Annotated in this window: 16 protein-coding genes and 1 riboswitch; of the genes, 11 read left to right on the forward strand and 5 right to left on the reverse strand. The window is 71.4% G+C overall.

Translation table 11 applies throughout. From position 1 onward, the window contains the following. The first annotated feature begins 32 nt into the window (after positions 1 to 32). From FHS42_RS22310 to FHS42_RS38695, 3 genes are all read left to right on the forward strand, one after another. Entirely contained in the window at positions 33 to 1,400 is a 1,368-nt protein-coding gene (locus tag FHS42_RS22310) for a M16 family metallopeptidase (RefSeq protein WP_184574870.1), read from the forward strand. Between the two features lie 541 nt (positions 1,401 to 1,941). Then, positions 1,942 to 2,103, forward strand: a riboswitch (cyclic di-AMP (ydaO/yuaA leader). Positions 2,104 to 2,116: 13 nt separating this feature from the next. Further along, complete coding sequence (locus FHS42_RS22315; protein WP_184574660.1) at positions 2,117 to 3,010, forward strand: M23 family metallopeptidase; 894 nt, start codon at positions 2,117 to 2,119, stop codon at positions 3,008 to 3,010. 374 nt (positions 3,011 to 3,384) lie between these two features. After that, positions 3,385 to 3,588, forward strand: a complete 204-nt coding sequence (locus FHS42_RS38695) for a GntR family transcriptional regulator (RefSeq protein ID WP_312866987.1) — start codon at positions 3,385 to 3,387, stop codon at positions 3,586 to 3,588. Positions 3,589 to 4,088: 500 nt separating this feature from the next. On the opposite strand, the gene FHS42_RS22325 is transcribed toward FHS42_RS38695, so the two are convergent. Beyond that, positions 4,089 to 4,370: an HPr family phosphocarrier protein gene (locus FHS42_RS22325; RefSeq protein ID WP_184574872.1), complete on the reverse strand. Its 282-nt coding sequence runs from the start codon at positions 4,368 to 4,370 to the stop codon at positions 4,089 to 4,091. Between the two features lie 147 nt (positions 4,371 to 4,517). Between FHS42_RS22325 and FHS42_RS22330 the strand changes: the two genes are divergently transcribed. From FHS42_RS22330 to FHS42_RS22340, 3 genes are all read left to right on the forward strand, one after another. Next, complete coding sequence (locus FHS42_RS22330) at positions 4,518 to 7,844, forward strand: bifunctional acetate--CoA ligase family protein/GNAT family N-acetyltransferase (RefSeq protein WP_184574662.1); 3,327 nt, start codon at positions 4,518 to 4,520, stop codon at positions 7,842 to 7,844. 478 nt (positions 7,845 to 8,322) lie between these two features. After that, positions 8,323 to 8,910, forward strand: a complete 588-nt coding sequence (locus FHS42_RS22335; protein ID WP_184574664.1) for a DUF5998 family protein — start codon at positions 8,323 to 8,325, stop codon at positions 8,908 to 8,910. Next, positions 8,910 to 10,145, forward strand: a complete 1,236-nt coding sequence (locus FHS42_RS22340) for an alkaline phosphatase family protein (RefSeq protein WP_184574666.1) — start codon at positions 8,910 to 8,912, stop codon at positions 10,143 to 10,145. The genes FHS42_RS22335 and FHS42_RS22340 overlap by 1 nt, the downstream gene beginning before the upstream one ends. Before the next feature lie 124 nt (positions 10,146 to 10,269). Here FHS42_RS22340 and FHS42_RS37360 read toward each other — a convergent pair whose 3' ends face one another. Together FHS42_RS37360 and FHS42_RS22350 are read right to left on the reverse strand one after the other, a co-directional pair. Next, a complete protein-coding gene (locus FHS42_RS37360) occupies positions 10,270 to 11,274 on the reverse strand; it encodes a hypothetical protein (RefSeq protein WP_246495190.1) in 1,005 nt (334 codons plus the stop codon). 221 nt (positions 11,275 to 11,495) lie between these two features. After that, complete coding sequence (locus tag FHS42_RS22350; protein WP_184574668.1) at positions 11,496 to 12,353, reverse strand: helix-turn-helix transcriptional regulator; 858 nt, start codon at positions 12,351 to 12,353, stop codon at positions 11,496 to 11,498. Positions 12,354 to 12,493: 140 nt separating this feature from the next. On the opposite strand from FHS42_RS22350, the gene FHS42_RS22355 reads away from it, so the two are divergent. The 3 genes from FHS42_RS22355 to FHS42_RS38700 all read left to right on the forward strand — a co-directional run bounded on the left by FHS42_RS22355 (position 12,494) and on the right by FHS42_RS38700 (position 14,702). Next, positions 12,494 to 12,760: an Atu4866 domain-containing protein gene (locus FHS42_RS22355; RefSeq protein WP_184574670.1), complete on the forward strand. Its 267-nt coding sequence runs from the start codon at positions 12,494 to 12,496 to the stop codon at positions 12,758 to 12,760. After that, complete coding sequence (locus FHS42_RS22360; RefSeq protein WP_184574672.1) at positions 12,757 to 14,211, forward strand: MFS transporter; 1,455 nt, start codon at positions 12,757 to 12,759, stop codon at positions 14,209 to 14,211. The genes FHS42_RS22355 and FHS42_RS22360 overlap by 4 nt, the downstream gene beginning before the upstream one ends. Before the next feature lie 80 nt (positions 14,212 to 14,291). Further along, positions 14,292 to 14,702, forward strand: coding sequence for a hypothetical protein (locus FHS42_RS38700; RefSeq protein WP_312866988.1), 411 nt, complete (start codon positions 14,292 to 14,294; stop codon positions 14,700 to 14,702). An 88-nt stretch (positions 14,703 to 14,790) separates the two neighbouring features. On the opposite strand, the gene FHS42_RS22370 is transcribed toward FHS42_RS38700, so the two are convergent. Continuing rightward, positions 14,791 to 15,597, reverse strand: a complete 807-nt coding sequence (locus FHS42_RS22370) for a VOC family protein (protein WP_184574876.1) — start codon at positions 15,595 to 15,597, stop codon at positions 14,791 to 14,793. A gap of 348 nt (positions 15,598 to 15,945) precedes the next feature. On the opposite strand from FHS42_RS22370, the gene FHS42_RS22375 reads away from it, so the two are divergent. Beyond that, a complete protein-coding gene (locus tag FHS42_RS22375) occupies positions 15,946 to 16,830 on the forward strand; it encodes a sulfurtransferase (RefSeq protein WP_184574674.1) in 885 nt (294 codons plus the stop codon). A gap of 410 nt (positions 16,831 to 17,240) precedes the next feature. On the opposite strand, the gene sepH is transcribed toward FHS42_RS22375, so the two are convergent. Further along, positions 17,241 to 18,326, reverse strand: a complete 1,086-nt coding sequence (sepH, locus tag FHS42_RS22380; RefSeq protein WP_184574676.1) for a septation protein SepH — start codon at positions 18,324 to 18,326, stop codon at positions 17,241 to 17,243. Positions 18,327 to 18,792: 466 nt separating this feature from the next. Here sepH and FHS42_RS22385 point away from each other — a divergent pair, with 466 nt between their 5' ends. Further along, the gene (locus FHS42_RS22385; RefSeq protein ID WP_184574678.1) at positions 18,793 to 20,052 is read left to right on the forward strand and encodes a hypothetical protein; all 1,260 of its coding nucleotides are present in this window, start codon (positions 18,793 to 18,795) and stop codon (positions 20,050 to 20,052) included. The last annotated feature ends 52 nt before the right edge of the window (positions 20,053 to 20,104 follow it).

Genomic DNA, 20,104 nt, shown 5'->3' on the forward strand with positions numbered 1-20,104 from the left:
AGACGAACGCGACGGACACCACCGTGACCAGCATGCAGTTCCATCCCCAGCCGCAGCCTGGCCAGGCCAGGCCGTGGGCCTTCCCCGCGCCCGAGCGCGGCCAGTTGCCCAACGGCCTGACCGTGCTGCGCTGCCACCGCCCCGGACAGCAGGTCGTCGCGGTCGAGGTCAGCCTCGCCGCCCCGCTGGAAGCCGAGCCGCAGGGGCTTGATGGCGTCGCGACCATCATGGCGCGGGCGCTGTCGGAGGGCACCGACCAGCACACCGCCGAGGAGTTCGCCGCCGAGTTGGAGCGCTGCGGCGCGACTCTCGACGCGTACGCCGACCACCCTGGCGTTCGCGTCTCCCTTGAGGTCCCGGCCTCCCGACTGCACAAGGCGCTCGGGTTGCTCGCCGACGCGCTGCGGGCCCCGGCCTTCCCCAAGAGCGAGGTAGAGCGGCTGGTACGGAACCGGCTCGACGAGATCCCGCACGAGCTGGCCAATCCGGCCAGGCGGGCCGCGATGGCCCTCTCCAAGGAGCTGTTCCCGGCCGACTCGCGCATGTCCCGGCCGCGGCAGGGCACCGAGACTACGGTGACGGCCGTGGACGCCACCGCCGTGCGCGCCTTCTACACGGCGCATGTGCGGCCCGCGACGGCCACCGCCGTGGTCGTCGGCGATTTCACCGGCGTGGACCTCGACCAGGCGCTTGCCGACACGCTGGGCGCCTGGAGCGGTGACACGGCGGCGCCCCGCCCGGTGCCCGCCGTCACCGCCGACGACAGCGGCCGGGTCGTCATCGTGGACCGGCCCGGCGCGGTGCAGACCCAACTGCTCATCGGGCGGGTCGGCGCGGACCGGCACGACCGCGTCTGGCCTGCGCAGACGCTGGGCACTTACTGCCTGGGCGGCACCCTCACCTCCCGGCTTGACCGGGTGCTGCGTGAGGAAAAGGGCTACACCTACGGGGTGCGGGCCTTCGCCCAGGTGCTGCGCTCCACGCCGGACGGGGCGGGCGCCTCACTCCTGGCCATCAGTGGTTCGGTGGCCACCGAGGTGACGGGCCCGGCGCTCGACGACGCCTGGAAGGTGCTGCGGACGCTGGCGGCGGAGGGCCTCACGGACGACGAGCGCGATGTGGCCGTGCAAAACCTGGTGGGAATCGCCCCGCTGAAGTACGAGACGGCCGCCTCCGTTGCGGGGACCTTCGCCGATCAGGTGGAGCAGCATCTGCCGGATGACTTCCAGGCGCACCTCTACCTCCGGCTCGCCGAGACCGGCACGGTGGAGGCCACCGCGGCGGTCGTCAACGCCTTCCCGGTGGACCGGTTGGTGACGGTGCTGGTCGGTGACGCGTCGGTGATCGAGGAGCCGGTGAAGGCGCTGGGCATCGGGGACGTGCGGGTGGTGACGGGCTGACGCATTGACGAAGCGGCAGACGGGGCCGGCGGGCCGGCGGGCTGACGGGCCGGCGAGCCGATGGGAGCCGGCCGGAGGCGGCGGAGCGCCTGTGGGGCTAGCGGGTCGTTACGGTGCGTGGCCAGCCGGTCGATGCCGCTAGCGCGCCGTCAGCAGCGGCGCGCGGCCGAGCCGTTCGCGGCTCGGCCACAGCGGCGGCAGCGGCAGTAGCTGCCGCCGGCCCCGGGTCCGGCCCCTTTGTGGCCTGCGCCCACGCCGTGGCCTGCGCCCGCCGTGGCCCCGTTACGGCACGTGCCACGCCATCGCCAGAGGGGGCCATGGCCCGGGCCGAAAGTCGGGGTTCTTGATGCTGATGAGTCGTTAAGAGGCCCAGGTGTCAAGTGGGGTGTTAGAAGCTTTCGTTATGTCTGATTTGCGGGAGACGCTGCCCTTCTGCCGTGTGGCGTGCGCAACAAAAAGTCGGTTCTGTTTGCCGATCAAAAGACGTCCCGCTTAGCGTCAGGCCCGTTGCTCGTCACATGTCAGCCACACCCGTGGCACCGGGCAGCCATCGCCGAGTCCCTCATGGCGCGAGCCAGGGGAGCCGGGGACCCAAGTCCCTGGGGTGAATCGGCCACCATCCTCGTGAGAGGTGTGGTGACCGTAGGAGACCTTCCTGCTCCGAACCCGTCAGCTAACCCGGTAGGCGAGAAGGAAGGAAAGGAGTACGCCTACTTATGGCGTTCACCAGTGCCCCCGGTCGGCATCGCCGCCCAGGTCGCTTCGCTCGTAGCAGCGCGAACGTGGCAGGCATAGCCACCATCGCCGCCACCGGAGTCGTAGCCGGTATCGCCGCCCCCGCGATGGCCGCATCCGGCGGTGGTCAGGAGCCTCTTCAGGACACCGGCCTACGCCACGCGGTCGCCCTCGACGACAGCATCGCCTATGACATCGGCGCCCAGGCCGACTCCCAGCACTCCGCCGCTGAACAGGCCGCTGCCGAGCAGCAGGCCGAGCAGGATGCGCGCGAGCAGGCAGCCAAGCGTGCCGCCGAGGTGAAGAAGAAGGCCGAGGAGACCAAACGCAAGGCCGCGGCCGAGGCCGCGAAGGAGAAGGCCGCCGCGAAGAAGAAGGAGGCGGCCGAGGCCAGCGCCGTGCAGGAGCGCGAGGTAGCCGACGTCAGCCAGACGCGTGCGGCCCGCTCCACCGAGCGTCCGACGCTTAGCGCGTACGTCTCGCCGATCGCGGGCGGCTACGTCTCCACGCAGTACCAGGCTTCCGGTGGCAACTGGTCCTCCGGCAGCCACACCGGCATCGACTTCCACGCCGGCACCGGCACCTCGGTACACGCCGTGGGCGCCGGCACCGTGGTTGAGGCGGGCTGGGGCGGCGCGTACGGCAACAACGTCATCATCAAGATGAACGACGGCACGTACACCCAGTACGGCCACCTTTCTTCGGTCGGCGTCTCGGTGGGGCAGACCGTCTCTCCCGGCCAGCAGATCGGCCTCTCCGGGAGCACGGGCAACTCCACGGGTCCGCACCTGCACTTCGAGGCCCGCACCTCCGCCGAGTACGGCTCGGACATCGACCCCGTCGCCTACCTGCGCTCGCACGGCGTCAGCATCTGAGACGTCCCGCAAGGGCCGTGGCCTGCCACGCGGCGCTGGTACCGCCAGCGCCGCGCTGTGCTCCAGGCGCTGAGCGGGGCCGCCCCTGAGCGCTGCCCATGGCCCGATGCGTCGGGTCACGCCCGTAGTGCGAACCTCCCGCGCCGAGCGCCGTCCCGCCCGGCGTCCGCTCCGCACAGCGAAGGCCCTGGCATCCCGCCGGGGCTTTCGGCGTTGTCTGGTCACAACCTATCCAGGCAATTCCGACCTGCCGTCGTGAGGCGTGCTGCCTTCGAATGGAGTCGCGGGTGGACGGTAAAGGGTGAGCGTCGCGGATGTTAAGGCGGAGGTTCAAGCACGGGGACCGTACGCTTTTCGTGCCCGCGATATGCGCGGTGATCCGCGCCGACACCGTCTGCGCAGCGCACGCCCCCGGCAGCCGGCTTACCGAGGAACTGCTCGCCCGCTGCTACGGGGTTTCCTGGGCGCCGGTGCGCGAGGCGCTGCGCCTGCTGGAGTCGGAGGGCTTCGTGGCGACCCACAGCAACCCGCAGGCACGCCGGCGCACGGGTGGCCAAGGCCGCGCTCAGCGCGGGTAGTTAGGGCAGTCGCGTCCGCTCGCCGAGTGGTTCCACGAGACGCTGGCGCAGGCATAGGGCAGCCCCAGCCTCGCCGCGCTGCTCACCTCACCCAGCTCCGCCGCAGGATGGCCTTGCTGTACGCGGCCCAGCCGCCGGTGCGGGTCGCTCAGGTGGGGACGGAGTGCGGGGGCCCTCATCGATGCCGTGGGGCGGGGCGTTACGGGGCAGGCTCGTGCGCTGTCCGCGGCGCATGCCGAGCGGGCCCGGACCGGACATCGGCTGCGCGCCGGGGCCTCGGTATGTTTTCCACAACAGGCGGTAAATTCCGCGGCCACTCACCGTTCACCAGCAACGATGGTCTCGTACGTCAAGCCCACGAATTCGGGGCAGATGTGGTGACGTGCGTATCGCGGTGAGCCGCGAAGGCGATAAGCAGTGGCCGCTGAGGCGATAAAGAGACGAGGCCGCGGCGACCTGAATTCCGGTCACTGCGGCCCCGTGGCGCACTGAAAAGCGAGTCAGACCGTCTCCGGGAGCTCCTCAAGTCCCTCGGCGACAAGCTTGGCCAGGCGGTCGAGCGCGGCCTCGGCGTTATCGGCCTCGGATGCCAGCAAGATCTCTTCGCCGCCCTGGGCGCCGAGCCCGAGCACGGCGAGCATCGAGGCGGCGTTGACCGGAGTGCCGTCCGACTTGGCAATCGTCACGGGGACGCCGGAGGCCGTCGCGGCGCGGACGAAGATCGACGCGGGACGAGCGTGCAGGCCCTCTGCCCAGCCGACGGTGACGCGGCGCTCAACCATGGTGTTGCCCTTCACGTGGTTATTGTTGTCTAGACCAGTCTCTCACGGGGTACGAAGTGCTCCGGCGGGGCCCGACCACAGCTTGCCCCGCCGCAAGGGTGTGCGCGAGTCGGACCGTTGTCAGTCCTGCCGCCTACGCTGGGTCCCATGGAGACGCCGCTCGATCACGCCTATCCGACCCACTGGGAAGCGGACGTCGTGCTGCGCGACGGCGGCACCGCCCAGATCCGGCCCATCACGCCCGACGACGCCCAGCGCCTGGTGGACTTCTACGAGCGCGTCTCGGACGAGTCGAAGTATTACCGCTTCTTCGCCCCGTACCCCCGGCTCTCCGACCGCGATGTACACCGTTTTACGCACCATGACTACGTGGACCGCGTCGGCCTCGCGGCGACCGTCGGGGACGAGTTCATCGCCACGGTCCGCTATGACCGCATTAACGAGCGCGGGCTGCCGTCGTCGGCGCCCGACGATGAGGCCGAGGTCGCCTTCCTGGTGCAAGACGCCCACCAAGGCCGGGGCGTCGCCTCCGCCCTCCTCGAACACATCGCTGCGGTCGCCGGGGAGCGCGCCATCCGGCGCTTCGCCGCCGAGGTGCTGCCGGCCAACACCAAAATGATCAAGGTGTTCACGGACGCGGGCTACACCCAGCAGCGCAGGTTCGAGGACGGCGTCGTCCGGCTGGAATTCGACCTCGAACCCACGGCCCAGTCACTCGCCGTCATGCGCGCGCGAGAGCAGCGCGCCGAGGCCCGTTCCGTCCAGCGGCTGCTCGGGCCCGGCTCGGTAGCGGTCATCGGTGCCAGCCGCAGGCCGGGCGGTGCCGGTCGAGCGGTCCTTGCCCACCTGTTGGGCGGCGGCTACACGGGGCAGGTGTACGCGGTCAACCATGCCTTCCCCGCGGGCCGCTCCCAGCTGACGGGTGCCGACCTGGCGGAGGCCCAGCGCGGCGCCGCGGCGGCGGACGCCCCGGTCCTGGCCGTCCCGGTCGCTGTGGACCGCGACGCCGGCGCTCCTGGAGGGCCGTTCATGGCCCTGGACCGCACGGGGACCCTAGGGCGTACGGAGGGCGAGCTTGGCCGCCCCGAGGACGCACCGGGCCGTGCGGAGGAGACCTCCGGCGCCCCAGCAGACGCCTGGCCGGCCGATGAAGCGCCCGCGGAGCGGGAGGCCGCTCCCTTCGGCGTTGCCGCCTACCGGTCCCTTGGCGACATCGGAGAGCCGGTGGATCTGGCCGTCGTCGCGGTTCCGGCAGACCAGGTGCCTGCCGTGGTGGCGGACTGCGGCGAGCATGGCGTACAGGGCCTGGTCGTGGTGTCGTCCGGGTACGCCGAGAGTGGGCCCGAGGGCCGAGAGCGGCAGCGGGAATTGGTCCGTCAGGCCCGGTCGTACGGAATGCGGCTGATCGGTCCTGGCGCGCTCGGGGTCATCAACACCGCCAACGGCGTACGCCTGAACGCCTCGCTCTCGCCGCAAATGCCTCCCGCCGGGAACCTCGGCCTGTTCACCCAATCCGGTGCGATCGGCATCGCCCTGCTGTCGGGGCTGCATCGGCGCGGCTCCGGCCTGTTCGGTGTTTCCACCTTCGTCTCGGCTGGAAACCGCGCCGACGTCTCGGGCAACGACCTGCTCCAGTACTGGCACGACGACCCCGACACCCAGGTGGCGCTGCTGTATCTGGAGTCCATCGGCAACCCCCGTAAGTTCACCCGGCTCGCCAAGCGCACGGCGGCGGTCAAGCCGGTCGTGGTCGTCAAGGGCGCCCGGCACAGCGGGAGCGAACCAGCCGGACACGCGGTGCCCACCACCCGCATCCCCGACGCGACGGTCTCGGCGCTGTTCCGGCAGGCGGGCGTCATCCGGGTCAACACGGTCACCGAGCTCGCCGACGTGGGCCTGCTGCTCGCCTCGCAGCCGCTGCCGCGCGGGCCGCGCGTGGCCATTCTCGGCAACTCCGAATCGCTCGGTCTGATCACCTACGACGCGTGCCTGACCGATGGCCTGCGCCCGTTGCCGCCACTCGACCTGACGACGGCGGCCGAGCCCGCCGACTTCCGCAAGGCCCTCGCGCAAGCCCTCGCCGACGATCTGTGTGACGCCGCCGTCGTCACGGCCATTCCCTCGGTTGACGAGGGGTCGGCGACGGAGCTGGCCCAGGCGATCCGGGAAGCGGCGGCCGGGAGCGTCACGGCGAAGCCGGTGGCCGTGGTGCACCTGGAGATCCCGGGCCTCGCGGCGGCCCTGGCCCAGCCGGGGCCGCCGGGCGTCGGCACACCACTCGCTGAGCAGGCCGAGGCCCACGGGGAGCAGGCCGCAACTGCGGAGCGGGGAGCGGCTCGTCCGGTGGGGGAGTGTCGGGTTCCTGCGTACCCCGCTGCCGAGCGCGCGGTGCGTGCCCTGGCCGAGGCCGTACGGTACGCGCACTGGCGACGGCAGGCCGCGGAGCCGGGGCGGGTGCCCGAGTACGACGACATCGATGAGGCCGGCGCCGGCGCCGACATCAACGTGTTGCTCGCCGCGCATGCGCACGAGGAGGCAGAGCGGCCACCGACCCCGGCCGAGCCCGCGCGAGCTGCCGGGCCGATGGGGGCTGCTGGGCCTGCCGGAGCGGTTGAGCCCGCGGGGCCGACTGGGGCTGCCGGGCCGACCGGGGCCCCTGAGCCGGCCCGAGCCGCTGCGCAGGGCGGAGCGCTTGAGCCGGCTGAGGCCGCCGTCGCTGGGCCCGTCGCCGGCGCTCCCCGCGGCATCGCCGACCGGGCGGGCGAGCGCCCCCGCCAGTTGCCGCGCAGCTTCGCGCTGTCCGCACCGGACACCCAGCGGTTGCTGGCCCGCTACGGCATCAGCGTGCTCCCCGCGCTGCCAGCCCCCGACCCCGACAGCGCCGCGCAGGCCGCCGCCAGGCTGAGCTACCCGGTCGCGCTGAAGCCCACCGCTCCTCATCTGCGCCACCGTGCCGACCTGGGGGCCTTTCGGCTCGATCTCGGCGGCGAGGCGGAACTGCGCCGGGCCTACGCCGAGTTGACCGGCCTCCTCGGTAGCCCTGACGAGCTGCGCCTGGTCGTCCAGCGGATGGCCCCGCGCGGTGTGGACACGGTGGTGCGGGCGGCCATCGATCCGGCGGCGGGTGCGGTGCTCTCCTTCGGCCTGGCCGGGGCCCCTTCCGAGTTGCTCGGCGACACAGCCCACCGGCTCATACCGGCCACGGACCGAGATGTCTCCGAGCTGATCAGATCCGTCAGGACCGCACCGTTGCTGTTTGGCTGGCGCGGTTCGCAGCCGGTGGACACCGGGGTCCTGGAGGAACTGCTGCTGCGGGTATCTCGGCTGGTGGGCGACCATCCGGAGGTGGTGGCGGTGCACCTGGAGCCGGTGGTCGTGGCCCCGCGCGGGCTGTCCGTCCTCGGCGCCGCCCTACGACTTGCCCCGCCGCCGATTCGCACCGACATCGGCCCGCGCCACCTGCCCACGTACTGAGCCTGCAAAGCCTGAACGTGCCCTTGTGTGGACATGGCGGCTATGGCGGATATACCTGCCAATCAGGCGAGCACGGTGCTGGCCAGGCCAGTCCAGCCCCGTCCGAGCCCCGTCCGAGCCCCGTCCGAGCCCAGCCCAGCCCCGTCCCGGGGCGGTCCGATCCAGTCCGTCCCAGTCCAGCCCGTCCCCGGGGCGACCCGACCCAACCTAGCCATCGGCGAGGCCCGCCCGGCGCAGGGAACTCCCGCCCCCTGCCGCCCGCCCCCTGCTCGTGTGCGCTGGTCACAAAGGCGCACGCCGCGGCCGACAGGTGCCGAGCCGTGCGTCCCTACTGTGCCGCTGCCCGGCTCCACCGTGCCCGCTGCCCGGCCCGCCGACGGTAGCCGGGGCCCGGCGGTGGCGCTCGGTGGTGCGTGCACGGTGCTGGCCCCGGCAGGTGAGGGGATCGGTACCGGTGTCGCCCCGTAGGATGGGAGACATGGCGAAGACCGGTACGACGACCCAGGGGCTGCGCGCGGCGATCGAGCGCAGCGGCTACTACCCGGCCCTCGTTGCCGAGGCGGTTGAGGCCGCCGTGGGCGGCGAACCAGTGGCGGGATTCCTGGTCCACCAGGAGACGACCTTCGACTCCAACGAGGTCCGCCGCCATGTCACGGTCCTTGTGCTCACCGCCACCCGCTTCATCGTCAGCCACACCGACGAGCAGGCTGCCGACGACAGCTCGCCCACGCCGTACGCGACGACCTCCACCGAGTCCGTGAAGCTGAACCGGATCTCCTCCGTGGTGCTCAGCCGCGTCGTCGCCAACCCCGAGTCGTACACCCCGGGCACCCTTCCCCGCGAGGTGGTACTCACCATCGGCTGGGGCGCCGTGAGCAGGCTCGACCTGGAGCCCGCGAGTTGCGGGGACCCCAACTGCGAGGCGGACCACGGCTACACCGGCTCCTCCACGGCCGACGACCTGTCGCTGCGCGTCAGCGAGGCCGGCGACGGCCCGGACAGTGTGCGGCAGACGCTGGCGTTCGCGCAGGCGCTGTCCGAGGCGACCACGGCGCCCAGCCGCTGATGGCGGGTTCCAGCGCGGGCCCCGCCACCAGCTCTGCCTGGCCCGAGTGGCAGCCCGAAGGCACGATCCTCGACCCAGCGGCTGCGCCGGTGCCGCGCTACGGCACCGGTTCGCTCAGCGATCTGCTGCCATCTGTGGTGGTCGGCCAGGAGGTGCCGGGGCTCGCCGGTACGCCGGGCCTCGACCTGGCGCCCGCTGACCGGGTGTGTGTCTTCCTCATCGACGGTCTTGGCTGGGAGCTGCTGCGGGCTCATCCCGCCGAGGCGCCGTTTTTGACCTCGTTGCTGGCGAGCTCCATGAACCGCACCGGCCAGCCAATGACCGCGGGCTTTCCGTCCACCACCGCGACATCGCTCGCCTCGGTCGGCACTGGGCTGCCACCAGGCGCGCACGGCCTGCCCGGCTATACGGTCGTCAACCCGGCCACTGGTGAGCTGATGAACCAGCTCCGCTGGCATCCATGGACCGATCCGTACATCTGGCAGCCCTACCCGACCGTCTTCCAACTGGCCGACGCCGCGGGCGTACACACCTGCCAGGTATCGGCGCCCGCCTTCGAGCACACCCCGCTCACCCGGGTCGCGCTCAGCGGCGGCACCTTCCACGGCAGGCTCTCCGGCGAGGAGCGGATGGACCTCGCAGCGGCCCAGACCGGCGCCGCGGGCCGCACCCTGGTCTACACGTACTACAGCGAGGTGGACGGCAAGGGCCACCGGTTCGGCGTGGACTCGGACGACTGGCGCGGCCAGCTGATGTACGTGGACGGCCTCGCTCGGCGGCTCGCCGAGCAGCTGCCGCCCCGCTCCGCGCTCTACGTCACCGCCGACCACGGCATGATCGACCTGCCCTTCGACCCGGAGTCGCGCATCGACTTCGACGAGGACTGGGAACTGCGCGCGGGCGTCGCACTGCTCGGCGGCGAGGGCCGCGCGCGACACGTGTACGCGGTGCCGGGGGCAGCCGCCGATGTGCTCGCCGTCTGGCGCGAGGTGCTCGGCGACCGCATGTGGGTGGCGAGTCGTGACGAGGCGGTGGCCGCAGGCTGGTTCGGGCGCCCCGAGGACGGCGTGGACGACCGGGTGTACGCCCGCATCGGCGATGTGGTTGCCGCCGCCAGCGACGATGTCGCGATCATCGCTTCCCGTACCGAACCGAACGAGTCCGCCATGGTCGGCCTGCACGGCTCCATGACCGCGGTCGAGCAACTCGTACCGCTCCTGGAAGTACGCACCTGAGCCCCGCCCCAGGCCGGCACACCGCCCCGTTTCACGGACGACGGGCTGACGAGTTCAGGTTCTTCGGGACGTGCGGGGCCGCTCGCCAGGGCGGCAGCGGGATACTCCCGGTGAAAGGCGTGCGTCACGCGGCAGCTACGGAACGGGTCCGGAGCCAGTACGAGCGCGCAGCGACGACCAGCGCGACCCCGTAGACGGCGAACGTGGCCATGCCGATCCAGCCGACAAGCAGCGCATCGTTTACGGAGTGGAAGTCGCCGCGCCGCATCGTGACCACGCCGGCCGTTGCCAGGGCCAGGTAGCCGACCCCCAGCACCCCGTACGGCGCCAGGGTGGCAGCGCCGATCAAGGCGGGAGCCAGGGGGAGCCAGCGGGGTACGCGCCGGCCGTGCAGCCGCGGCGTCCACCGCGGGAAAACCTGGCCCCACGGGCGCACCAGGCCCCACAGCAGGAAAACGCCGAGCGCGGCCAGCAGCACAGTGCCGTCCAGGCCCCAGGACTCCAGGGTGAGCCACACTCCCGACGCACCGTTGCGCCGGGAGATCGCGAGCATTGCCTCGCCGTTGATCCCGGCGAAGGTGCCGCCAGACGCCCAGATGAGCTTCATCGCCGCGTAAGGGAGAAAGGCCACCGTCCCGGCGCAGGCGGCGAGCTGGACCGGCCGCGGGGCAGCGGACGGGGCTGCTGGTACGGCGGTCGCGGCGGGCGGGCGGCGAGCGGACCGGGCGGTGGCCGCGAGCAGCACAACCCCGGCTGCCGCCAACGCGTGGTTCGCAGCGGCCACCCCGCTGTCCACCCCCTGACCGAACACCAGTGTGACGACGTCCATGAGCAGGCTGAAGGCGGCGGCTCCGGCCAGCACGCAGGCCACCCACAGCAGTACCCGCAACGCCGGACGCGGCCCCCACCGTGCCACCGCACCACAGGCCACCGCCGCCAGCGATCCCACCGCCACGACCGCCCAGCCCAGCGCCGAGGACCCCGGGGCGTCGCCCAGGTAGAACAGCGACGTTCCGCTCAGCGCGCAGGCCAGGCCGAAGCCGGCGTACCCCACCGCCCACACCATCGCGGCCCGGCCCACCCAGTGCGGCCACCGCTGCCACCGAGTTCGCCAAGGCGCCCTCGCCATCCCTGTCGCCCTCGTCATGTGCTGAAACTCGCACGGCCGTAGCGGTGCGACATCAACCGCCAGAACGACGCCCTAGCCCGATGGGATGAGCGACCTGCTCACGGCCGAACCGCCGGGCAGCCCCTGCGCGCCAGCAGGGGGCGGTGTGGCAACGGGGACCGCGCCGGAAACCCGCCAGACCCCGCCGGCATCCCGCCCCGCCGGCATCCCGCCGCGTCGGCTCACTGGCGATGGGGGCGGGGGTGGGGCTCGGGCTGGTGCGGGGTGGCGTGGAGGGAGCCGAGCAGGTGGAGGGACTGGGCGCTGGGGCTGCCCGGCTCGGCGTGGTAGATGACGAGTTGCTGGCCGGGGGCGTCACGTACGTCGAACGCCTGGTAGGTGAGGGTGAGGGGACCGACGTCCGGGTGCAGGAGGTGCTTGGCGTCCTGGGTCTTACCGCGCACGGTGTGCGCGTTCCACAGGCGGGCGAAGTCCGGGCTGTGTTCAGAGAGGGTGTGCACGAGCTCGCGTAGCCGGGGGTGGGTCGGGTCGAAGCCTGCTGACTGGCGCAGATTGGCCACGGTGGCCTCGGCCGCGCGGTTCCACTGCGGGTAGAAGTGGCGACCCGCGGGGTCGATGAAGAGCATGCGGGCCAGGTTGTCCGCCGGCTCGAACGGGGCGTAGAGGGCCTCGGCCAGGGCGTTGACGGCGAGCAGGTCCAGGGCCTGGCTCATGACGAACGCTGGAGTGTTCGGGTAGCCGTCCATCAACTGGCGCAGCCCCGGGCTGACCCGCTCGGTGGCGTGAGCGCAGGGCTGGTCACTCGGTGCGGCCCCGGCCAGCCGATACAGGTGCGTTCGGGCGTCCCCGTCGAGGAGCAGCGCGCGGCTGAGGGCGTCGAGTACCTGGGGCGAGGGATTGCGCTCGCGCCCTTGTTCCAGGCGGGTGTAGTAGTCGGAGTTCACTCCGGCCAGGACGGCGACCTCTTCGCGACGCAGCCCGGCGACTCGGCGGGCCCCGTAGCTCGCCATGCCAACGTCGCGCGGCTGTAGGCCGGCGCGGCGTGCGCGCAGGAACTCTCCCAGGTGGTTGTCGTCCATGCGGCCAGGCTAGGCGGCGGCCCAGTGCGCTGCCTGGGTGTGTCGCACCCAGGCCGCACGGGGCCTGGTGGGGCGCCGCTGACCTGCGCAGAGTCGGTGGAGCGGGAGAAAGCCGCACGCACCGATGAGAGGAGTTCGCCATGGTCGATGCCACTGGTGAGGACCATATCGACGTGGTCGGAATGTGGGTGACCGCGGACGGTCACATCCGTCAGGAGCTGTTGCCCCATGGCCGCTACGACGAGGCCCGCGGTGAGCGGCGCAGCGCCTATACCGGCCGGTACACGGTCACCGGCAACCACCTGGACTACGTCGATGACACCGGGTTCAGCGCGACAGGCGACATCCGGGACGGAGTGCTCTACCACGAGCACTTGGTGCTGTACCGGGAGGCGAAGCCGTCATGACGCAGCGCACCGATGGACCTGCCGCAGCGCATCACGCGCATGACGCCACCTCCGGTGCGGTGCCGCAGGCGCCGGTGGCTCCTGGCGGGCTGGCGCTGCTGGTGCTGTGCGCCGCTCACTTCATGGATGCCATCGATGTGTCGGATGTGGGTGTGGCGCTGCCCGCCATCCAGCGCGACTTGGGCATGACAGCGGCTTCCCTCCAGTGGATCGTCTCCGCTTACGCGCTCGGCTACGGCGGGTTCCTGCTGCTCGGCGGCCGGGTGGCCGATCTGCTGGGCAGGCGCCGCACCTTCATGACCGCCGTCGCCGTGTTCGCCCTGGTGAGCCTGCTGGGCGCGATCGCCCCGAACGGCGGCCTGCTCATCGCGGCACGCCTGGTCAAAGGCGTCGCTGCGGGCTTTCTCGCCCCGGCGGCCCTCTCGCTCATCACCACGAACTGGCCGCAGGGCTCGCAGCGTGGCCGTGCCGTGGGCTGGTACGCAACTGCCGGCGCCATCGGCTTCGTCAGCGGCCTCGTCCTGGGGGGTGTACTCACGGAGGTCTCCTGGCGGCTGGTCTTCGTACTGCCGGTGCCCATTGCCGTAGCGGCGCTCGTTGCAGGAAGCCGTCTCCTTCCCGCAGATCCCCCTGCCGCGTCCCGTGGAAAGATCGACGTCCCGGGCGCGGTGAGCGTGACCAGCGGTCTTTTGATCTTGGTCTACGCGATGACGCAGGCCCCGCAACAGGGGTGGCTGTCAGCCCGCACCAGCGTCCTGTTCGCCGCAGCGGCCCTGCTCCTCATCGTGTTCCTCGGCATCGAGAACAGGTCTCGGCAGCCTTTGGTACCCCTGTCCTTTCTGACGCGGCGTAAGACTGTAGGAACCAACCTGACGATCTTCGCCATGTGGGGTGCCTACACCTCCTTCGCTTTCCTCGCCACGCTGTATCTGCAAAACGTGCTGCACTTGACGCCGTTGCAGACCGCCGGCGCGTTTGTCCCCCTCGGCCTCGTCAACGGCGCACTGGCGCCTTTCGCGGGGCGGCTCGCGGTGCGGTTCGGCGCCCATCGGATGATCACGGTCGGCATGCTGCTGTTGGCGCTGTCCTACGCGCTGTTCTTCCGCATCGGGCCCGACACCTCCTTCCTCTTTGTGGTCCTGCCCGTCATGGTGCTCAACGGACTCGGTACCGCGGCGACGTTTGCCGCCCTGACCATGAGCGCGATCGCCGGCGTGCCCGATCGGGACCAAGGTCTCGCGGGTGCCCTGCTCAACACCTCCATGCAGCTCGGCGGCGCGGTGGTCCTCGCCGTCGTCACCGCGGTGGTCGAAGCCGGGCACCGGTCGAACGGTGGTAGCGATCCCCTTGCGGGCTACGGCTCGGGCACCGGCGTCATCGTCGCCACGGTGCTCGCCGGCCTGGGCGCCACACTCCTCATCCGACACCGGCCCCACAGCCTTAGCCCATGACGGCGCCCCCGCCCGTGCCCACCTAGCAGTTCAGGGGCCCCGCCGCGGTGCCTGACCGCGCCTTTCCCACGGAGCGCACCATGCCATCAGCGATGTCGTTCGCCGAAGCCGCCGCCGAAACCGCCAAAACCGCAGAAGCCGCCGAAGCCGGCGATGACGCCGCCGAGTTCGCCGGAAAGGTCACCATCGTTACCGGGGCCGCCCGTGGCGTGCGCAAGGAGACGGTGGCGCTCCTCAACGCCCGCGGCGTCCACGTCGTCGCCGTTGACCTACGCCCCGACGTCAAGGCTCTGCCGGACGAGTTTCCCGGCGTCCTGGCGATGACCGGTGACATCACGCACGAAGCAACCGCCGCGGCCCTCAAGGGCTCGCTGCGGGCTGCGCGGCGTCCCCCGCGACGGTCTGCCCGCTACCGTCCGCCGTCACTACGCAGTGTCTGCTTGCTCGCGTCGCTTGGTCCTCGCTACGCGCTCAGCTGCGCCGCGCGGTAGCACCGTTACGTGCTCCGCCGCGCCGACCGCGCTTGCCGCTCCGTGCTCCGTGCTCCGTACGAGCGTGTCGCGCTCGCCCGCGCGATGCTCAGCTTTCCGTCCGTACCACCGTGAACGCCGCGCCCTCCGGGTCGGCGACCGTCGCACAGCGGCCGGTCGGCATGTCCTCCGATGCGCGCACCACTCGCCCGCCCAACTCCGTGACGCGGTGGGCCGCTACGTCCGGGTCCTCGACCTCGAAGTACGTCGTCCAGTGCGAACCCAGGTCGCGGGGGAGCGAGTTGCCCACGCCGTGCATCGCTGCGACCGGGCGATCTCGGACCGTCAGCGTCACATAGTCGTCCTCGGCGGACACGACCGGGTCGGCCTCGCAGCCGAACACCGTCTGGTAGAACTTGCAAACACTCGCCGTGTCCGGCGTCAGCAACTCGGTCCACACCGGCGTACCCGGTTCGCCGCCGCCCTCGCTGCCGAGGTGGCCACGTGCCTGCCAGATGCCGAACACCGCGCCCAGCGGATCGGATGCGATGGCCATCCGGCCCTCGTCCCCGGCGTCCAGCGGGCCGACCGCCACCGTTCCACCGCAGCCGCGGATGCGCTCGGCCGTGGCGTCCGCGTCGTCGCTGGCCAAAAACGTCGTCCAGGCCACCGGTAGTCGCAGCCCCGGCGCCAGCTCACCGATTCCGGCAACCGGCCGACCATCCAACGACGCTCGTACGTACGGACCGTACTGAGCGGGCCCCGGCCGAAACTCCCAGCCGAACAAGCCGCGGTAGAACTCCTGCGTCGCGGTGAGACTGTGCACCATCAGGCTCGTCCAGCAGGGCGTTCCGGGCGTGCGCCGGGTGGGTTCCCTGCCGCTCAACCCAACCTCTCCCCCTGAACCTTCCCTCATGCCGCGTGCGGGTGGTGCACCCGGGGTGGCCCTGGGATGGTGCCACTCGGGGGACCGCCGTGCCTCGCTCATCGTCACTGTCTCCTTGGAGCGTCGTCGTGTGGCCTGACAACCCCGGGCCGTCCGGCGGCGCGCGGGGGTGTAACGGGACGGGACCGCCCAGATGCTTGCAGCACCTGTCGCGGCGCGCTCCCCGGCCGCGCCGCGGTGTGCGGGTTCCCATCGGAGAATGCCCGGTTTGGCATGGCGCACCCAGTACGGCGAGGTAGCGGACCGGTGTCGGTCGGTCGTACGCCGAGTTCGGCGCGATCCATACGGTGCGGACGCGACTGCGCGAGGATGGGGCGCATGAAAGCCATCATGACGCCCGCTGAACTCGTGGCCGAATTGGCCGGTCCCCGGCCGCCGCTGTTGCTTGACGTCCGTTGGCAACTGACGCCGCCAGGCGGACGTAAGGGTACGGAAGCACCCGGCCGCACCGCATACGAAGCGGGCCATGTGCCGGGTGCCGTTTTTGTCGATCTGGAGGCCGAACTCGCTGGGCCGCCCGGCGCCTCGGGGCGTCACCCGCTCCCTGACCTGGAGGTATTTGGTGCAGCGATGCGCCGGGCCGGGGTACGGGAAGAGCGTCCCGTGGTCGTGTACGACGGGGGAGCGGGCCATCCCCCGTCGCCGTCCGCCGGTTGGGCCGCCGCCCGCGCCTGGTGGCTGCTGCGCTGGGCCGGTCATCCCTCGGTGCGCGTCTTGGACGGCGGGCTGAGTGCGTGGATCGCTGCCGATGGGCCGGTCAGCACCGAGGTCCCGGAGCCGGAGAAGGGTGACTTCACGCCACATCCGGGCGGGGTACCACTGCTTGACGCGGAGGGTGCGGCCGAACTGGCTCGGCGTGGCGTCCTGCTCGACGCGCGAGCGGGGGACCGCTATCGCGGCGAGGTAGAGCCGATCGACCGGGTCGCAGGCCACATTCCGGGCGCGCTCTCCGCGCCGACAACCGAGAACGTGGCGGGGGACGGCCGCTTCCTGCCCGCGGCACACCTGGCTGATCGCTTCGCGGCCCTCGGCGTCACGGACGCGGCCGAAGTCGGCGTCTACTGCGGCTCGGGTATCTCCGGCGCACACGAGGTGTTGGCCCTGGCGGTGGCCGGCGTACCGGCGGCTCTGTACGTCGGGTCCTGGAGCGAGTGGTCCGCGGACCCGTCTCGCCCGGTGGCCATCGGTTCCCAGCCGGGCTAGCGGCGGGGCGGGCCGGGCGGATCGGCGGCCCGGGCCCAACGGTAAGCAGGGCCCGCCGGCGGTACGAGCCGGGGCGCGGGGCCTCCCGATGGCCGTGGCGCGGGCCCGTCGCCGGGCCGCCCCAACGCCTTGGCAATCGGCGCTGCAACCGGCGCCTGCGCGCGTCGGCCAGCGGGCGATGCAGGCCGCGCTCGTGCGTAAGCGTCGCGCCGGGCCCGTACGAGATCGCCGGCCGACGAAGTGAGTCTGGGTGGCGGGCGAGCGGCAGGCAGGCGACCGGATGCGGCGGCGACCCGAGCGCGGGGCAACACGGGTGCGCAAGGGAGCGCGACCATGCCCGCCGCGCGCGATGGCACGGTGATAGGCGGCGGCCACTGCCGAACCTCCGCCCATCCCCGCGCCCGTCGCCGTTATTCCTGCTTCTTCCGGCGGGTGCCGAAGACGATCTCGTCCCAGCTGGGCACCGCCGCCCGGCGGCCCGGGCGCACACCATCCGCCTCGGCCTGCCGGTCGGTCGTCCCGGTCAATCGATCGCGGTGGCCCGCGACCGAACGTGGCATCAACACATCCGCGTACGCCGAACCCGCGCTCGCCGCTGGCGGCTCCACCGGCTCCGGCTCCTCGACGACCTCGTCAGTGCGCGGCGCCTGCACCGGCTCCGGAACGATCATGTCGCCCCGGAAACTGGGCACGGCCTCCAACAAGCTGGTGAGGGAATCCCGCTCGGGCGTCGCGTCCTCCAACATGGCAGGCACGGGCTCCGCGGCGTCGAGCCCGACACCGGCCGTGCCCCGCTCGCCTGGTGACTGCCGGTCAAGAGCACGGTCAAGCGGTCTGTCGCGGGGCAGCCTGGCAATGCGCGGCACAAACGGAAAGCTTGGTTCCGGTGTGTCGTCGCTCTCGCCGATCAGCGATCTGGCCTCGTCGTCCACCGCCTGCACCAGGCGCCGAGGCGGGTCGTAGGTCCAGCTCGCCGTGTGGGTCTCGCCCGCGACCCGGTAGACGAGCAGCACCTCCCAGGTGCCATCGTCACGGCGCCACGAGTCCCACTGCGTCGCTTCCTTCTCCGCCCCGCGCACCAACAGCCGGTCGGTGACGGACTCGCCGAGCTGCGGGCCGGTGTTCTCGCCGGGACGGCGTACCGGAGTCTTACGGGCGCGCTCGGCCATGAACGCGCGCTCCGCGAGGACTGGTCCCTCGAACCGGCGTACTCGCTCGACGGGAATGCCCGCCTGCTGGGCGACCTCTTCGGCCGACGCGCCAGCCCGTATCCGAGCTTGGATATCGCGGGGCCGCAGATGGCTCTCGACTTCGATCTCGATCTGGCCGAGCCGAGCGCGGTCATTGCGCACGGCGGCGCGCAGCCGCTCGTCGATCGGAAGCGTGTACTCCGTGCTGTCCGCAGCCTTGAGCACCAGCCGTGTGCCGTCGTTGCTGACGGCCACGACACGCAGTTCGGGCATGGGGACCTCCCGGGTGGTGCCTGCCGACGTCACGTGCGTCGCTGCCGTTCTCCCGCTAGATAAGTGTGGCCTGCCTGAGTGCAGCCTGCCACCGCATTGCCAAGTTGCCTGGCGTGTCGAGCCTAGGCTCTGATCCGCCGTTATGGCACGGTGACGTGTTTACGACTCAAAGTGACGATTGGTCACTCTGTGCAGTACGCGCCGTGCCATGTCATGGCGCCGCTGGTCGAGTTGGCGCCGGTGGCCTCTCCCGCTCGGTCCGGGCGGTCGGACGGGATGATGAGGCCAGGGAGCGCAACAATACTCCATTTGGGCCATGTGGGAGGACCGCCGCGCCATTCGAGTTGTCGTACGCCAAGGGAGTCAGAGGGCCGTGAAGGCCGCCTGATCGGGCAGTTGGGTGTCGAGATTCACAGAATCGACGGAAGCGGAACTACAGGCTTCGCCCAAATGTCACTTCTTTGTGCAAGAAGGATCGAAAGGCGACCAGAGGCGGGAGATGCGCGACTCAGCCGAGAGTGAGGCAAAACAGCAAAATAAGCGGCTTGAACTGTGCGTTGCTCAGGTGGCCGGCAGTGCTCTGGCGGCTGTTGCCGCCGCCGTGCTCGCGTCCCGGCTCGGCGTGTACGGAACCATCATCGGGGCCGGCGTGGTGAGTGTGGTGGCCACCGCGGGTGGTTCGCTGTTTCAGCACGCGTTCCGCCGCACGGGGGAACAACTCCGCGAAGTCACCGTCCAAAATCGGCCGCGTGCCCGACAGGTGCCGGTTATCGACGACGGACGAGGCGTTTTCTCGTCCGCCACTTCACGCGCCGCGGCGAACGCCGATGGCCAAGATGCCAGTGCCCATTCCAGTGCCAGGGCCAGTGCTAGGGCCAGTGCTCGTAACGGTGCCGGCGGCGGCACCCACGGCCAGCCCAGACTGGCCGACACTCGGGCGCTGTCCTGGCCCGATGCGTCCCGCACCCGGCCGTTGCGGCAGGTGGACGACGCCACGCGGATGCTGCGCCGGCCGATGCTCCCAGCTGAGGGGCACGGAGCTGAGGGGGGTGACGAGGCGCGTGAGGCGCAGGGGGCGTACGCCGCGCCTGGTGCGCACTCCAGCCCGCCGGGGGCGCGCAGCGATGAGTTCACCGGGGCCACCATGTACGGCACTCGGTTGCGTGGTTGGCGGCGGCCCGCGCTCGGCGCGCTGGCCGTGTTCGTCCTCGCGATGGCGTTCATCACGGGCGTCGAATGGGTTTCCGGTGGCCCGGTGTCGAACGTCTGGGGGGATGACAAGGGCGGCACCACGGTGAGCCACAGCGTGTCCCGAGGTTCCGGTTCGCATTCCGCACCCGATGACGCTCCTGGCAGCGAACAGTCACCAAGCGAAGACGACCCTGGCCAAAGCGGTGGCCCCAGTGGCAGCCCAGCGCCCAACGGAAAGCGACCCGGTGGCGGCGCGGCCGAGCCGACGCCCACGCCGACCGGTTCGGCGCCGGCGGGTGGCGGCGCGGAGCGGCGCACTCCAGCGCCCACGCCCAGTACGCCGTCGCAGCCGACGACACCGGCGCAGCCCAGCACGCCATCGCTACCCGGTGGGTCCGAACCGGCGACGCCCGGCACCGGCGGGGAGGCAGATGACGGCACACGCCCGGGCAGCAAGGCCAGCGGAGCCGGCGGGAGCAGTGCCAACACCCAAGACGGCGGGCCGCGCTCCAGCGACTCGTCTCGCCAGCGAGGCCAGCGGGAGGGCTCAGGCCAGTCGGACGAATGAGGCCAGTCGGACGAATGAGGTCTGACGGACCAGTTCCCCATCGGGCACGGTG

This window comes from Streptomyces zagrosensis (assembly GCF_014203645.1).
In the GTDB taxonomy this organism is placed as follows: Bacteria; Actinomycetota; Actinomycetes; order Streptomycetales; family Streptomycetaceae; genus Streptomyces; species Streptomyces zagrosensis.